The 13,815-nt window shown below is 62.3% G+C and carries 14 protein-coding genes and 1 tRNA gene; 5 read left to right on the top strand and 10 right to left on the bottom strand.

Annotated features, from left to right (window positions below; translation table 11 throughout):
* The first annotated feature begins 12 nt into the window (after positions 1-12).
* Complete coding sequence (locus AB0O87_RS06150) at positions 13-468, top strand: hypothetical protein (protein WP_363512675.1); 456 nt, start codon at positions 13-15, stop codon at positions 466-468.
* 236 nt (positions 469-704) lie between these two features.
* Here the strand turns inward: AB0O87_RS06150 and AB0O87_RS06145 are convergent.
* Positions 705-777: transfer RNA gene (locus tag AB0O87_RS06145), tRNA-Thr, on the bottom strand.
* 41 nt (positions 778-818) lie between these two features.
* Positions 819-1,763, bottom strand: a complete 945-nt coding sequence (locus AB0O87_RS06140; RefSeq protein ID WP_363512673.1) for a thioredoxin domain-containing protein — start codon at positions 1,761-1,763, stop codon at positions 819-821.
* A gap of 230 nt (positions 1,764-1,993) precedes the next feature.
* Between AB0O87_RS06140 and ugpC the strand changes: the two genes are divergently transcribed.
* Together ugpC and AB0O87_RS06130 are read left to right on the top strand one after the other, a co-directional pair.
* The gene (gene ugpC, locus AB0O87_RS06135; RefSeq protein WP_363512671.1) at positions 1,994-3,097 is read left to right on the top strand and encodes a sn-glycerol-3-phosphate ABC transporter ATP-binding protein UgpC; all 1,104 of its coding nucleotides are present in this window, start codon (positions 1,994-1,996) and stop codon (positions 3,095-3,097) included.
* A gap of 95 nt (positions 3,098-3,192) precedes the next feature.
* Positions 3,193-4,494: a DUF4032 domain-containing protein gene (locus tag AB0O87_RS06130; protein ID WP_363512670.1), complete on the top strand. Its 1,302-nt coding sequence runs from the start codon at positions 3,193-3,195 to the stop codon at positions 4,492-4,494.
* A 12-nt stretch (positions 4,495-4,506) separates the two neighbouring features.
* Here the strand turns inward: AB0O87_RS06130 and AB0O87_RS06125 are convergent, their stop codons facing one another.
* The 5 genes from AB0O87_RS06125 to AB0O87_RS06105 all read right to left on the bottom strand — a co-directional run bounded on the left by AB0O87_RS06125 (position 4,507) and on the right by AB0O87_RS06105 (position 9,374).
* Entirely contained in the window at positions 4,507-5,148 is a 642-nt protein-coding gene (locus AB0O87_RS06125) for an NAD(P)H-binding protein (RefSeq protein ID WP_363512669.1), read from the bottom strand.
* 9 nt (positions 5,149-5,157) lie between these two features.
* Entirely contained in the window at positions 5,158-6,165 is a 1,008-nt protein-coding gene (gene rlmB, locus AB0O87_RS06120; RefSeq protein WP_363512668.1) for a 23S rRNA (guanosine(2251)-2'-O)-methyltransferase RlmB, read from the bottom strand.
* On the bottom strand, positions 6,158-7,561 hold the full coding sequence (gene cysS, locus AB0O87_RS06115) for a cysteine--tRNA ligase (protein WP_363512666.1): 1,404 nt from the start codon (positions 7,559-7,561) through the stop codon (positions 6,158-6,160). The genes rlmB and cysS overlap by 8 nt, the downstream gene beginning before the upstream one ends.
* 45 nt (positions 7,562-7,606) lie before the next feature.
* Positions 7,607-8,821 carry a 2-C-methyl-D-erythritol 4-phosphate cytidylyltransferase gene (ispD, locus tag AB0O87_RS06110; RefSeq protein ID WP_363512664.1) on the bottom strand — a complete coding sequence of 405 codons (1,215 nt, stop codon included), beginning with the start codon at positions 8,819-8,821 and terminating at the stop codon, positions 7,607-7,609.
* Between the two features lie 70 nt (positions 8,822-8,891).
* On the bottom strand, positions 8,892-9,374 hold the full coding sequence (locus AB0O87_RS06105) for a CarD family transcriptional regulator (RefSeq protein ID WP_363512662.1): 483 nt from the start codon (positions 9,372-9,374) through the stop codon (positions 8,892-8,894).
* A gap of 136 nt (positions 9,375-9,510) precedes the next feature.
* Here AB0O87_RS06105 and AB0O87_RS06100 point away from each other — a divergent pair, with 136 nt between their 5' ends.
* Complete coding sequence (locus tag AB0O87_RS06100) at positions 9,511-9,987, top strand: DNA modification methylase (protein ID WP_363512660.1); 477 nt, start codon at positions 9,511-9,513, stop codon at positions 9,985-9,987.
* Between the two features lie 68 nt (positions 9,988-10,055).
* On the opposite strand, the gene AB0O87_RS06095 is transcribed toward AB0O87_RS06100, so the two are convergent.
* Both AB0O87_RS06095 and AB0O87_RS06090 read right to left on the bottom strand, forming a co-directional pair.
* Complete coding sequence (locus AB0O87_RS06095) at positions 10,056-10,739, bottom strand: response regulator transcription factor (protein ID WP_363512658.1); 684 nt, start codon at positions 10,737-10,739, stop codon at positions 10,056-10,058.
* Positions 10,736-11,959, bottom strand: coding sequence for an ATP-binding protein (locus tag AB0O87_RS06090; protein ID WP_363512656.1), 1,224 nt, complete (start codon positions 11,957-11,959; stop codon positions 10,736-10,738). The genes AB0O87_RS06095 and AB0O87_RS06090 overlap by 4 nt, the downstream gene beginning before the upstream one ends.
* A gap of 219 nt (positions 11,960-12,178) precedes the next feature.
* Here AB0O87_RS06090 and phoU point away from each other — a divergent pair, with 219 nt between their 5' ends.
* Positions 12,179-12,949, top strand: coding sequence for a phosphate signaling complex protein PhoU (phoU, locus tag AB0O87_RS06085; RefSeq protein ID WP_363512654.1), 771 nt, complete (start codon positions 12,179-12,181; stop codon positions 12,947-12,949).
* Between the two features lie 75 nt (positions 12,950-13,024).
* On the opposite strand, the gene AB0O87_RS06080 is transcribed toward phoU, so the two are convergent.
* Positions 13,025-13,774, bottom strand: coding sequence for a phosphoglyceromutase (locus tag AB0O87_RS06080; RefSeq protein ID WP_363512652.1), 750 nt, complete (start codon positions 13,772-13,774; stop codon positions 13,025-13,027).
* Between the last annotated feature and the right edge of the window lie 41 nt (positions 13,775-13,815).

The raw sequence follows: 13,815 nt of genomic DNA, 5'->3' as shown, positions 1-13,815 counted from the left end.
TAGAGTGCGGGCATGGATTCCGGATGGGCAGTTGTACTCGGAGCTGTGATCGCGCTCGCTGGATCCGCTGTGATTCCGTGGATTCGCGAAGCTCGAGCGGCTCAACGCCGTCAGGAGCAACTTTCCGCCGATCGGCTTCGCGACGCGATCGTGGAACTCCTCGCCGTCAACGCTGGTATGGCAATGGCTGTGATCAGCATCAACACCGAAGTTCTTCGGAGCACGTACGCGGAGCGGCAGCGAGCTGCGACGCGTCTTCTGCTGGAAGTACCGCCTCACGAGCGCCAGCACATCAGCGGGCTGCTCTCCGAAGCTCTTCCTACGCCCACCGCAACGGGTGGCGGTGAGCCCGGCACATTGCATATGACCCATGCCCTGCAGGAGGTGCTTGTCCTTTGGGCATCTGGTCAGCTCGATGCCGCACACACCGAAGACAAGCTGCGCAGCCTGCTCCCGCAGTCGTCCTGACGCCCGGTGGCGACCGTGCTGCGCGATGAGCTCGGCGTCGAGGCGGCGAAGAATCAGCTCGGTCACGAGTCGGAGCGCAAGACATTGAAGCACTACGCCGACGAGGTGCACCGCGGGCCTGCTGCGGACTTGTTCTGTCGAAGTTGTTCGTCTGAAAACCATGAGTAAACAAAGAACCGCCCCGATTCCGAAACGGAACCGGGGCGGTTTTCTTACGTCTGAACTGGGATTTCTTGTGCCGACTACAGGACTCGAACCTGCAACCCCCGTATTACAAGTACGGTGCGCTACCAATTGCGCCAAGTCGGCTGACATCACCAGCTTACCGATGACATCGACCCCTTTTTGACCTAAGGGGTGGGTGTAGACGACGCACTCGGCGTCGGAGTCGCTGTTTCACGGGACGCATCGCTTGCGACGCTCAATACAAATTGTGAAAACTCGGCCGGATCATCGAGAGCGCCGACGTATGCTTCACCATTCGCGACCACCATGGGGGTCGACGTCAACACGAGGTCGTCAGAGCCCGCAAGCGGACCCTCCAGCGCACGAGTCGTTGCTTCCTTTGCCCAACCGACAAAGTCGCCTTCTTCGATGCAGGATCGGACCACCTCGGTGTTCTCCGCCCCTACAGCGCCAGCAAGATCGGCCAGCTCCTCGTCGGAGAACCCATCGCTACCGACCTCTGGCTGATCGTTGAGGAGATCATGGTTGAACGCGTAGAACTTGTCAGGCGCGTGAGTGGCAACGCACGCCGCAGCTGCCGCAGACCGTTGCGAGTACTTCGTGCCGTTTGAACTCGCGGTAAGCAGCGCCACGGGGTGGTAGCTCACCGTCACAGCGCCTTCATTAATCCAGCCAGCGAACTGGCGGGCGTTCGCACGCTCGAACGTGCCTGCATCGGGCGAGAGGTAATCCACATACACGTGGATCTCGACCTTGTTAGAGTCCGTTGGCTCCGGCGTAGGAGTTTCGGTCTCGCCCGCCTCCGCTGATTCGTCTTCCTCAGCTGCTGGCGTCTCCTCGGAGGAGGCGACCGTGGAGATCTCGGTGACGACAACGCCGTCTGACTCCATTCCCGTCGGAGTCAGCCGCGGCTTGGATACCTGGGCCGATACCGCGACGGTTACAGCGACACCAATCGCACCGACGGCAGCCACCGCAACGGCTCCGATAATGATGCGTCGCATCAGTCGCGCCCTGGACTGCTGGGCGTGCACTTGCTGTGCTTTCTCCCGCACGGCCTCACGTGAATTGCGAGGGGTGGGGACGTTCGGCGTTTCGTCGCTCGACATCGTTCCTCTTGAAAGTCTCCGGGGGTCCGGGTTGGCCCCGACCGCCGCTCACCGACGATCGCCGCTGTGCGCGGCCGAGTTCGATGCTAACGAGTGAGGCTGAGAAATACCCAGGTGCCGCCTTCCATGTCATACTGATTCCGACCCGATGGCGGGTCACGGTGACTCATACCACCGCTTCATCACGAAGGACCGTCCGGCACGTACCTGCCGGTGAAGGAGAAATGACCATGGCATCTGTAACTTTCGACGAGGCCACTCGCCTGTATCCAGGTGGAACCCGCGCGGCTGTTGACAAGCTCAACCTCGAGGTCGGTGACGGAGAGTTCCTCGTTCTCGTCGGTCCTTCCGGTTGCGGAAAGTCGACGTCCCTCCGCATGCTCGCTGGCCTTGAAGAGGTCAACGCAGGGCGCATCCTTATCGGTGACCGCGACGTCACCGATGTTCCACCGAAAGACCGCGACATCGCGATGGTCTTCCAGAACTACGCGCTTTACCCGCACATGACCGTCGCCGAGAACATGGGCTTCGCTCTCAAGATCGCCGGCGTCGGCAAGGAAGACCGCGCATCGCGTGTTCTCGAAGCCGCCAAGCTCCTCGACCTTGAGGACTACCTGACTCGCAAGCCGAAGGCTCTCTCCGGTGGTCAGCGTCAGCGTGTCGCCATGGGCCGCGCGATCGTTCGTCAGCCGCAGGTCTTCCTCATGGACGAGCCGCTGTCGAACCTCGACGCAAAGCTCCGCGTGCAGACGCGTACCCAGATCGCTGGTCTGCAGCGCCGCCTCGGCGTTACGACCGTCTACGTCACACACGACCAGACCGAAGCTCTCACCATGGGTGACCGCATCGCCGTCCTCAAGGACGGACTGCTGCAGCAGGTTGGTTCGCCACGCGACCTGTACGAGAAGCCGAACAACCTGTTCGTCGCCGGCTTCATCGGCTCGCCCGCTATGAACCTCTTCCCCGCCGACCTCGCAGAGGGTGGCATCCGCTTCGGCACCGAGGTTGTTCCGCTGGACCGCGACACGGTCGGCCGTGCCCACGGCTCGCAGGTCACCGTCGGTGTACGCCCTGAAGACATCGTCGTGGGTCCTGCAGACGGCAAGGGCATCTCGGTTACTGTCGACCTCGTCGAGGAACTCGGTGCTGACGGCTACCTGTACGGTCACGCAGACATCAACGGCAAGCGCGCCGAGCTCGTCGCTCGCGTCGATGGCCGCAACCACCCGAACGCCGGCGAGACCGTCACCCTGGCGGCAACGGCTGGCCACGTGCACGCCTTTGACATCGAGTCTGGCGACCGTCTGAACGACAAGCCGATCGTCTCCGCCTGATCGGATTCATAGACGCGGCGCAGGCTGACTTCGGTCGCCTGCGCCGCGTCTCTTTTCTGTCCACCACTTGATAGGCCACCGGATAAGGGAGCGCCATGCAAGACTCGCTGCGGATCACCGCGAGCAAGATTGACCCGGGGCTGCTTGCCCTTCCGTGGTCGACGACGCTTGCCAAGTGGCCCTCTGAGCACATCGTTTCGCTTCCCAAGGGACTTTCTCGTCACCTCGTGCGCTTTGCCGATCTCTCAGGCCGCGTCGTTGCCGTCAAAGAGACCACGGCGGAGATGGCCCAGCGCGAGTACGACATGCTCGGAAACCTGGCACGCCTCGACGTCCCCTGCGTTGACCGTGTCGCCGTTATCGCCGGTCGAACGGACAGCCACGGCGAGGCGCTTCCCGCGGCGCTGGTCACGTCGCACCTACGCTTCTCGATGCCCTATCGCGCACTCTTCACGCGGGTCCTGCGACCGGACACGGCCAACCGACTTGTCGATGCCCTCGCCCTTCTGCTGGTGCGTCTGCACAACGTCGGGTTTTATTGGGGCGACGTCTCGCTGTCCAACACACTTTTCCGACGTGATGCAGGTGCCTTTGCTGCCTATCTCGTCGATGCTGAAACCGGCGAACTTCACGAAGAAGGACTGACGCCTGGCCAGCGTGCCTACGACCTCGATCTTGCCCGCACGAATATCGCCGGTGAGATTATGGATCTCGCCGCAGGCGGACGTCTGGAGCACGGCGTCGATGCGGTTACCATTGCTGATGGGATCGTGTCGTCGTATCACTCGCTGTGGGCGGAGCTGACCGCACAGGAATCGTTCTCCGCTGCCGAAACCTGGCGCATCACCGAGCGCGTGGAGCGCCTCAATGCCCTCGGGTTCGATATCGACGAGATGTCGATGTCGACAACTTCTGATGGAACCGTCGTAGAGATCCAGCCGAAGGTGGTCGACGCGGGACACCACCAGCGTCGACTGATTCGCCTCACCGGCCTGGACGTAGAAGAGAACCAGGCACGGCGCCTCCTCAATGACCTCGATGAGTTCAGGGCGCGCTCAACCAAACAATGGGCTGATGAAGAGATGTATGCGCACGAGTGGCTCACCCGAGTATTTGAGCCTGTGGTGCGTGCGATCCCCTACGAACTGCGCACCAAGCTCGAGCCGGCAGAGGTGTTCCACCAGGTGCTGGAACACCGCTGGTACCTTTCGCAGGCGCAGAACCGGTCGATTCCGCTCGCAGAGGTGCTCACCAGCTATATCAACGAGGTTCTGCGGCATCGACGCGACGAAGCCACCATCATGGGGCCGCCCACCGAGACCATGAGCCTTCCCGTGGTCACCGGAGCAACGCCAGTCTCCGAAGACGACGAGATCGATTGGCGCGACCTCGTCTGAGTTGTTGAAAGCTCAGTAGCCGACGGCGAAGCGTTCGCGCCGATGGTTTCCCTGTTCGATCTCATCGATCACGGCAACAGCGAAGTCTGCGCCAGAGATCGAGGACTTGCCCTCTGCGTCCCTGACGATCACTGCGCCACCGTCGCGATAGTGTCCGGTTCGTGCACCTTCAGCCCAAGGGCCAAAGACCTCTGGTGGGTGCACCAGGAACCAGTCGAGATCCGCGCTCTTCGTCTCCAGGAGCGCGAGCGAGTCGATGCCCACCTGCGCCTCGTGTTTGTACTCCTCGGGGAAGCCATCGTCAAACAGACGAGGCCCGCCAGGGGCCACCAGGCTTCCGCCTGCGCCACCGATAACGCCCAGACGGGTTTCGGTACCCGTCAAGCGGTTGGCGAGACTGTCGAGAGCTTCCACAACACTGTTCTGCATGTCCCCACGGGGCGACAACGCTGAAACAACGGCATCGGCACCTTCGAGGGCCGGGGCGATGGAGTCAAGATCGAGGGCGGAACCCTGCAGGTAGGCAGCGCCTGCAACAGGGTTCTTAGGCTCCGAACGCGATAGCGCGATCATCGCGTGACCGCGAGAAACCCCCTCAGCCACAATGTGTCGCCCTGCGTACCCTGTGCCCCCAAGAACAACGATTTTCGCCATGCGTATGCCCTACTTCTTCGCCGCGCGAATCGAGGCGACTTGGTAGAGCGCAACAGAAGTCGCGATACCGGCGTTCAGCGACTCAGTGGCGGCCGAGATCGGAATCGAAACGATCTGGTCGCAGGTTTCAGACACCAAACGGGAGAGACCCTTGCCCTCTGAGCCGACGACAATTACGACAGGGCGGTCAGCCAGCTTCAGCTCCGGAAGGGCGATGTCACCATCGCCGTCCAGGCCGAGTACGAAAACACCCTGCTTCTTGAACTCTTTCAACTGTGTGGTCAGGTTGGTCGCCAACGCCACTGGCGTCCGTGCCACGGCCCCTGCACTGGTCTTCCAAGCGGCGGAGTTGACGCCAGCAGAGCGACGCTGAGGCAGGATCAGTCCGTGACCACCAAAAGCAGCGGTCGAGCGAACGATGGCCCCCAAGTTGCGCGGGTCTGTGATGCCGTCCAGTGCGACGAAAAGTGGCACTTCACCGCGGGCAATGACGCTCTCCAACAGGTCCTGCGGGTGAGCGTATTCGTAGGGAGGTACCTTGATCGCGACGCCCTGGTGCACGCCGTCGAAGCCCGCCATCCGGTCAAGCTCCGGACGGGTGACCTCCATCACCGGAATGCCCCGGTTGGTGGCAATCGAGAGCATTTCCTTGACGCGATCGTCCATTTCTACACGCTGTGCGATGTAGAAAGCCGTCGCAGGGATCTTCGCCCGTAGCGCCTCAAGCACCGAGTTACGGCCGGTCACATTCTCGGTGTCGTCTCCAGCCTTCGCCTTTGACGAGCGGTTCGCACCGCCACCAGAGTTGGGTCGGCCGCCGCTTGGGCGCCCCTTGCCGCCAGACGCGGCGTAGCGCTCGGCCGCTGCCTTGCGCTTTCCCGCCGGGTGCCAGGCGCGGTCCTCCGCCTTGGGTGTGGGCCCGCGACCTTCGAGTGCTTTACGCCCGAGGCCCCCTGTGCCCTTTGTGGGTCCCTTTTTGTTTCCCTTGTTTGCGCCGGGGCGCTGTGGCTTAGCCATCGATACTCCAATGAGTTCCGGCCGGAGTGTCCTCCAGCGTGATTCCTGCGGCAGCAATCGCATCTCGGATGCGATCGGCAGCCGCCCAGTCTTTATCAGCGCGCGCCTGAGCGCGCTGAGTAATCAGCGTCTGGACGAGAGTGTCCAGAGAGTGGTGCGCAGCGAGATCTCCCCCACTCGACATCAGCTCATCGAAGCCGAGCACCCGGACCATCGCGTCTACGCCGGCGAAGGCCGCCAGAGCCTCCGCATCTTCGCCGTTGTCGATAGCGGTATTGCCCCGACGCACCGTTTCATGCAGCACGGCGAGGGCCTGCGGCACACCGAGATCATCGTCCATTGCGGCAGCGAACGCCTCAGGAAGTGCTGCGGCCTGTGTCTGATCGGCGGCGCCAGCGAGTGATCGCTGCACGCGCTCGATGAAGGTACTAATGCGCCCCAGCGCCGCTTCTGCCTCTGCCCACGAAGACTCAGTGAGGTCGAGACTTGAGCGGTAGTGTGCGGCGGCGAGCGCATAGCGCACCACCATCGGCTCGTACGCACGGAGAACATCGGTTGCGAGCGTGAAATTGCCCAGAGACTTCGACATCTTTTGACCGCTTACGGTCACCAGGCCGTTGTGCACCCAGTACGCCGCGAAACCATGGCCTGCGGCGGCCGATTGTGCGAGCTCATTCTCATGATGGGGGAAGCGCAGGTCGAGCCCACCGCCATGAATATCGAACTCCGTGCCCAAGTAGCGCTTCGACATTGCAGAGCACTCGATGTGCCATCCAGGACGACCTGGACCCCAGGGCGACTCCCAGGTCGCATCCGCTGGCTCTTCTGGCTTCAGACCTTTCCAGAGGGCAAAATCTTGCGGGTTGCGCTTGCCTCGCGGATCGGCGTCTTCCGCTGCTTCCATCGCATCGAGTGACTGATGGCTGAGCGCGCCGTATTCAGCCCACGAGCGCACGTCGAAATAGACATCGCCTGATCCGTCCGGCGCGACGTACGCGTGACCGCGTTCGATGAGCTCAGCAATCAGCTCTTGCATCTGCGGAATCGACGCCGTGGCTCTCGGTTCGTAAGTCGGAGGGAGGATTCCGATTCCCGCGTATGCCGCGTTGAACTCGCGTTCCATCCGGTAAGCAAGCGCCCACCATGGCTCGGTTGCCGATGCGTTGGCCAATACCTTGTCGTCAATGTCTGTGACGTTGCGCACGAACGTGACATGTCCGTAGCGGTGCTCAAGCCAGCGACCCAGAAGATCGAAGCTGAGCGCTGCCCTGAGATGGCCGATATGAGGGCCGGACTGCACGGTGGGTCCACAGACATACATCGTGATGTTCTCGGGATCGAGAGGCACGAAGTCGCGCAGTGTTGCGGCGCGGGTGTCATAAAGGCGGACTGTCACCGCTCAAGCCTACTCGGGGAGTGCTGAGCGTCTGCCCTCGACAGATTATTCTCGCGGCACGTGCGAGTTCATATCGTTGTCCCGCGGAAGTATCGAGGCGATCGCTGTCACCGCAATACCCTCGCCACGGCCAGAGAAACCAAGTCCATCTGTGGTCGTTGCCGACACTGAGACGCGCGCGCCGAGCACGGCAGACAGCACTCGTTCTGCCTCTGCGCGCCTGCGGCTGAAGCGTGGCCGATTTCCTTGCAACTGCACAGCAACGTTGCCGATCTCGAAGCCAGCCTCGGCAAGCATCTCCCGCGTTCGAGAAAGAAAGACCTCAGCATGGGCGCCCGCGTACTCGGGGTGCGCGGTCCCGAAGTGCTCTCCGATGTCGCCGAGACCCGCCGCCCCCAGGAGGGCATCCACGATCGCGTGCGCGACAGCGTCGCCGTCTGAGTGTCCGGACAACGGTTGCTCCCCCGGCCACTCCAGGCCAGCAAGCCACAGATTGCCTTCGCCGCCGAACGCATGCACATCGGTACCAATGCCGACCAACGGAATGCCCACGGCTCTGACAGGAGGTGCCAGCAGCTGTCGTGCACGCTCCAGGTCGGCAGGTGTGGTGATCTTGAAAGCTCGCGCCGAGCCTTCAATGTGCCGCACAACATGGCCGGCAGCGGCGAACAGCGCGGCGTCGTCGGTGTACTCCGCGTCAGCATGAAGCGCTTCGGCGTAGGCGGCTTCCAGTAGCGCACGCGGAAAACCCTGTGGCGTCTGCGCTGCGGCGAGCTCGGAGCGATCGACCGCGGCGACGACCGTACCGCCCGCGACCTTCTTGAGTGTGTCGATGACCGGCAGAGACGGTATGACGCCCGTATCCGCCGTGACCGCCTGAGCGACGGCATCGATCTGAGAGGACGGAGTGAGCGCTCGAGCAGCGTCGTGCACGAGAACCGTGTCGACATCGGCCCACAGGGCTGCGAGGCCTGCTGCCACTGACAGTTGCCTGGTCGCGCCACCTGTGACGACGCGTCCCAGATCGGCACGGTCACCAGCTGCTGCGCGCAGCTCGGTCGCGGCTTCACCCTCTAGTCCCGCCGGTGCAACAACGATCACCTGGGCGGGCATCGCGGCGAACACACCATCAAGGGCGTGGCGGAGCACAGAGTGGGCGTCGATGCCGACGAAAGCCTTCGGTGCGCCAGCGGCAAGTCGTGTACCTGAGCCAGCAGCGACCACGATGATCGCTGTGTGCGGGACGGGGAGGATAGTCACACGATCACGTTACCGGCGAAAACAACGAAAGGCGGATGCCGAAGCATCCGCCTTTCGTATGTTAAAGCTCTTAGGAAGCGAGGACCTCGTCGAGCATTGCGCCCGCCTTATCCTCGTCAGTCTTCTCCGCGAGTGCGAGCTCGGAGATGAGGATCTGACGAGCCTTCGCCAGCATCCGCTTCTCTCCTGCGGAAAGACCGCGGTCCTGATCGCGGCGCCACAGGTCGCGAACGACCTCGCTCACCTTGATGACATCGCCGGAAGCGAGCTTCTCAAGGTTTGCCTTGTAACGGCGTGACCAGTTCGTGGGTTCTTCGGTGAATGGTGCGCGCAGCACCTCAAAGACGTGATCCAGACCCTCTTGCCCGATAACGTCACGAACGCCGACGAGGTCGACATTCTCGGCAGGAACCTCAATAATGAGATCGCCCTGGGTGACGTTGAGCTTCAGATATTTCTTCGCCTCACCCTTGATGATGCGCTCTTTGACCTCGATGATGGTCGCAGCGCCATGGTGGGGATAGACGACAGTCTCGCCAACCTCAAAAAGCATAAAAACGTGTCCTTTCGGCAACCTCAAGGATACCACAGGGATTATGCGCTAAGGTACGCGCCCCTCGTGTCCGTGTGGCCGCTCCGACTTACCCATAGAATGGATGCGGATATCCCGCCGGACCTCAGGAGGACCCGTGAAATCGCGCCTTGTTGCGTCTGCAGCCCTCAGCGCCCTCGTTTTAATCGGCGCGACAGGGTGCACGTTCATCACCCCCCAGTCGACGAAGGTCGAGTACGCGGCATCCGACGGAGTGAATATCTCTGACGCCGACGGCCCGATCGACGTGCGCAACGCTCTTGTCATCGCCACCGAAGACGGCTCGACAGGCAACCTCGTGGCGGCCATCGTGAATCCTACGGACCAGCGCGCCACACTCACCGTGTCGTTGGAGGGCGTCGAGCCGCTCACCATTTCCGTCCCCGCGGGTGACACCATGAGCTTGGGGGCTGACGCGGAGCCGCTTCTTCTCGAAGGCCTCGACGCGAAGCCGGGCGCGACCGTCGAAATGCACTTTCAGTCTGGCGACTCTGCCGGCGTAAAGGCAGAAGTGCCCGTCCTCGACGGCACCCTCCCCTACTACGAAGACCTGGCACCGTCGGACGAGAACTGACCACTCACTGACCACGAGAAGAGGCCGGCACCCTGTGGGGTGCCGGCCTCTTCTCGTTCGTCTTCTCGTCACCCCTCGAAGCGATACCCCAGACCTCGGACGGTCACGAGCATCACGGGATCACTGGGATTCTCTTCGATACGCGAACGGATGCGCTTGATGTGCACGTCGAGCGTCTTCGTATCGCCAAAGTAGTCGCTCCCCCATACCCGGTCGATGAGCTGACCACGAGTGAGCACGCGCCCCGAGTTGCGCATCAACACCTCCAGCAGTTCAAACTCTTTGAGAGGCATGTTGATCTGATCGCCAGCGACGGAAACTGTGTGCCGGTCGATGTCGAGCGACACACGCCCGCCATCGAGCACTCGTTCGTCGAGTTCGCTATCTGCCTGCACGATCCGGCGAAGCACCGCACGCATGCGCGCGAGCAACTCTCGTGAGGAATAGGGCTTTGTAATGTAGTCGTCTGCCCCGAGCTCAAGACCCACGACGATATCGACTTCGGAGTCTTTTGCCGTGAGCATGATGATCGGCACGGCAGAGGTGGAACGAACCTGTCGGCACACCTCAGTGCCCGGCATGCCTGGCAGCATCAGGTCGAGCAAGATGATGTCGGCCCCGCGCTCCCGGAAGGCGGTGAGAGCGCCTGGACCGTCCTCCGCGATTTCGACCTCGTAGCCTTCACGGCGCAGCAGGTAGGCAAGCGGATCTGCAAGGTCTGGCTCATCTTCGACCAGGAGGATACGGGTCATACTTTTTCTCCGTTTCGGGCGTTCGCAGTCGCAGCGGCTTTGGCTGCTTTGCGCTCGCGCTTCTTCTTGCTCTTCTTGCCACCACTGGACTTTTCCGGCGCATCGATCAGCGGGAGCCGGATAGTAAAGGTCGAGCCGCGGCCAGGCCGCGACCACAGCCGCACCTCACCGCTATGGCGCTGGATGGCGTGCTTGACGATAGAGAGACCGAGTCCTGTGCCTCCAGTACGCCTGGACCTCGCCTCGTCGGCGCGGTAGAACCGTTCGAAGATGCGCTCACGATCAGCTTCGGCAATACCGATGCCCTGATCGGAAACAGCGATCTCGACGACCCCGTCTTCTGCACGCACACCCACGCCCACCCTGGAGCCGCGAGGCGAGTACACGATGGCGTTGGCGATGAGGTTCCCCACCGCTTCAATCAAGATCTGAGGATCACCCCGCACCCACACGCCGCGGTCGCCGCCCCTGGCGAGGTCAACCTCTGCGGAGTCTGCCTGCACGACGTGCGCCTCGATGGAAGAGGCGATTACCTCATCGATCGAAACGGGGCCGACAGATGTCAGACCGTCTTCTGCCTGCAAGCGAGAGAGGCTCATGATGCGGCCGGTGAGCTGGCCAAGCCTGTTTGCCTCCGCCGAGATCCTGGCCGCAAATATCCGCACCTGTGCGGGGTCATCTGCGGCGGACTCGATGGCTTCGGCGAGCAAGCTCACTGCCCCCACCGGCGTCTTGAGTTCGTGACTGGTGTTGGCCACAAAATCTCGACGCATCTGATCGAGCCGCTCCTGCTCTGTGACGTCACGAATGATGAGAAGCACCATTCGCGTGCCGATCACGCTCGCACGAGCGGAGACGAGCCGAGGGTCCAGGCTCAAGCCTCCCCTGGTGATGCGCATCGACTCCGTCACCGAGTCGCCAGCGGAGCGCACTCGGCGCACCAGCTGCTTCAGCTCCGGGTTATCCACCGTCGAGCCGACTTCGATGCCGAAACGTGTGGCAGCATCCGATGCGGCGAGCACCAGACCGGAGGCGTCAACGACACCTGCGGCGTCGTCCATGCTACTCAGCACATCGGTGATGCCTGCGGGAATCGCGAGCGACGTCTCCTCCTGCACCCGTGCTCTGGCGCGATACGCCCAGACGACGAGGAGGGAAAGTCCCACACCGATCACCAGCCCAATGGCGAGTGAAGACAGCGCGAGCTGCGGCAAGGTCATGCCCTAAGCGTAGAGTGCGTTCACCATCCACTCGGCGGGTTTACGCGGCGTAGCGGCAAGACGAGAAGTACTATTCACATGCCGGGCACCGTTCGTTAACCTTCAAGGCACACAATCGCTTCGGGCCTGTGCGGGAGCACAGACCTACTCTCGTGCGGACGACCCGCCGTCTTGCGCTGACGCCACAGCCGAGCACCGAATGAAAGGTTGCGCCCCATCATGCGCGAAGTCTTCCACCAGTCCCTTGAGGACCTACAGTCCCGTCTTGTGGAGATCGCTGACCTCGTCACGGTTTCTATCGACAAGGCGACACGGGCATTCGCTACCAGCGATGTTGCCCTCGCCGAGGAGGTCATTGCCGACGACGCGAAAATCGACGAGTTGGCCGTCGCATTGGACGAGCAAGCCATTGAGATCCTCGCCCGCCAGCAGCCTGTCGCTCGCGACCTGCGCATCGTCGTGACCGCGCTCCGGGTGAGCGCATCGCTTGAGCGCATGGGCGACATGTCTGAGCACATTGCGCAGCTCGCACGCCTCCGTTTCCCCGAGCGTGCCATTCCGAAGGGCCTGAAGGGCACCTTCGTAAAGATGGGTGAGCTGGATGTAGAAGTTGCCCGCACGCTTTCTGAGCTGCTCCGCACGCAGGATCTCCGCTTTGCCGACGCGATCCGCAACGCGGACGACGATGTCGATGAGCTGCACGCGACGGTGTTCGAAAAGGTACTCAGCGACAACTGGAAGGGCGAGGCGACGGCCACTGTCGATGCAACGCTAGCCAGCCGGTATCACGAACGTTTCGCCGACCACGCTGTGGCCGTCGCGAAGAAGGTCGTCTACCTCGCTACCGGCGACTGGGCTGTCGAAGAAGACGACATCCCCTTCGCCGTTGAGCAGCAGGGACTTGAGCTACAGGGACTCGACCAGCAGAAGCTCGAACAGCAGAAGTTTGACCAGCAGAAGCTCGATTCTCAGGGCTTGGGTCTCGCCTAAATAGCGTATAGCTCACACGACGAAGCCCCCGGTGCCATGTGCACCGGGGGCTTCGTCGTGTAATCAGCGGGGCTGCTACTTCTTGCCCTGGGAGGCGACTGCTGCCGCGCCGGCCGCAGCGGCCTCTGGGTCAAGGTATCGGCCAGGACCGGTCGGTACGTTGTTCTCGTCCAGCTCGTAGACGAGCGGGATGCCTGTGGGGATATTGAGCTCAGCGATGTCGTCGTCGCTGATCCCCTCGAGGTGCTTCACGAGACCACGCAGTGAGTTGCCGTGGGCGGTGACGAGCACAGTCTTGCCTGCCTCGAGGTCAGGAACAATCGCTTCTTCCCAGTACGGAAGCATGCGGTCGATGACGAGCTTGAGCGACTCGGTGCGCGGCACCTCGCCGTCGATGCCCTGGTAGCGCACGTCGTTGACCTGGCTGAACTCGCTGGCATCGTCGAGCAGGGGCGGTGGCACATCGAACGAGCGACGCCACAGCTGGAACTGCTCCGGACCGAACTCTTCGAGAGTCTGCGCCTTGTCTTTGCCCTGGAGAGCACCGTAGTGACGCTCGTTGAGTCGCCAGGTTCGGGTCACCGGGATCCACAGGCGGTCGGCTGCATCGAGGGCGATATTCGCCGTCTGGATAGCGCGACTCAGCATGGAGGTGTGCAGAACGTCGGGGAGGATACCGGACTCGGCGAGGAGCTCCCCGCCGCGGCGTGCCTCCTTTTCGCCCTGTGCGTTGAGGCGGACGTCCACCCAGCCGGTGAACAGGTTGAGTTCGTTCCACTCGCTTCGGCCGTGGCGGAGCAGGATGAGGGTACGCGTCGCTGTCATATCGCCAGTTTATCCATCGGGAGGCGGGACCCTGGTCGGAT

The sequence above is a fragment of the Microbacterium sp. NPDC076768 genome (assembly GCF_040687205.1).
Lineage (GTDB): Bacteria > Actinomycetota > Actinomycetes > Actinomycetales > Microbacteriaceae > Microbacterium.
The sequence above is the reverse complement of the archived record's forward strand: the minus strand, read 5'-3'. Positions and strand labels throughout refer to the sequence as shown.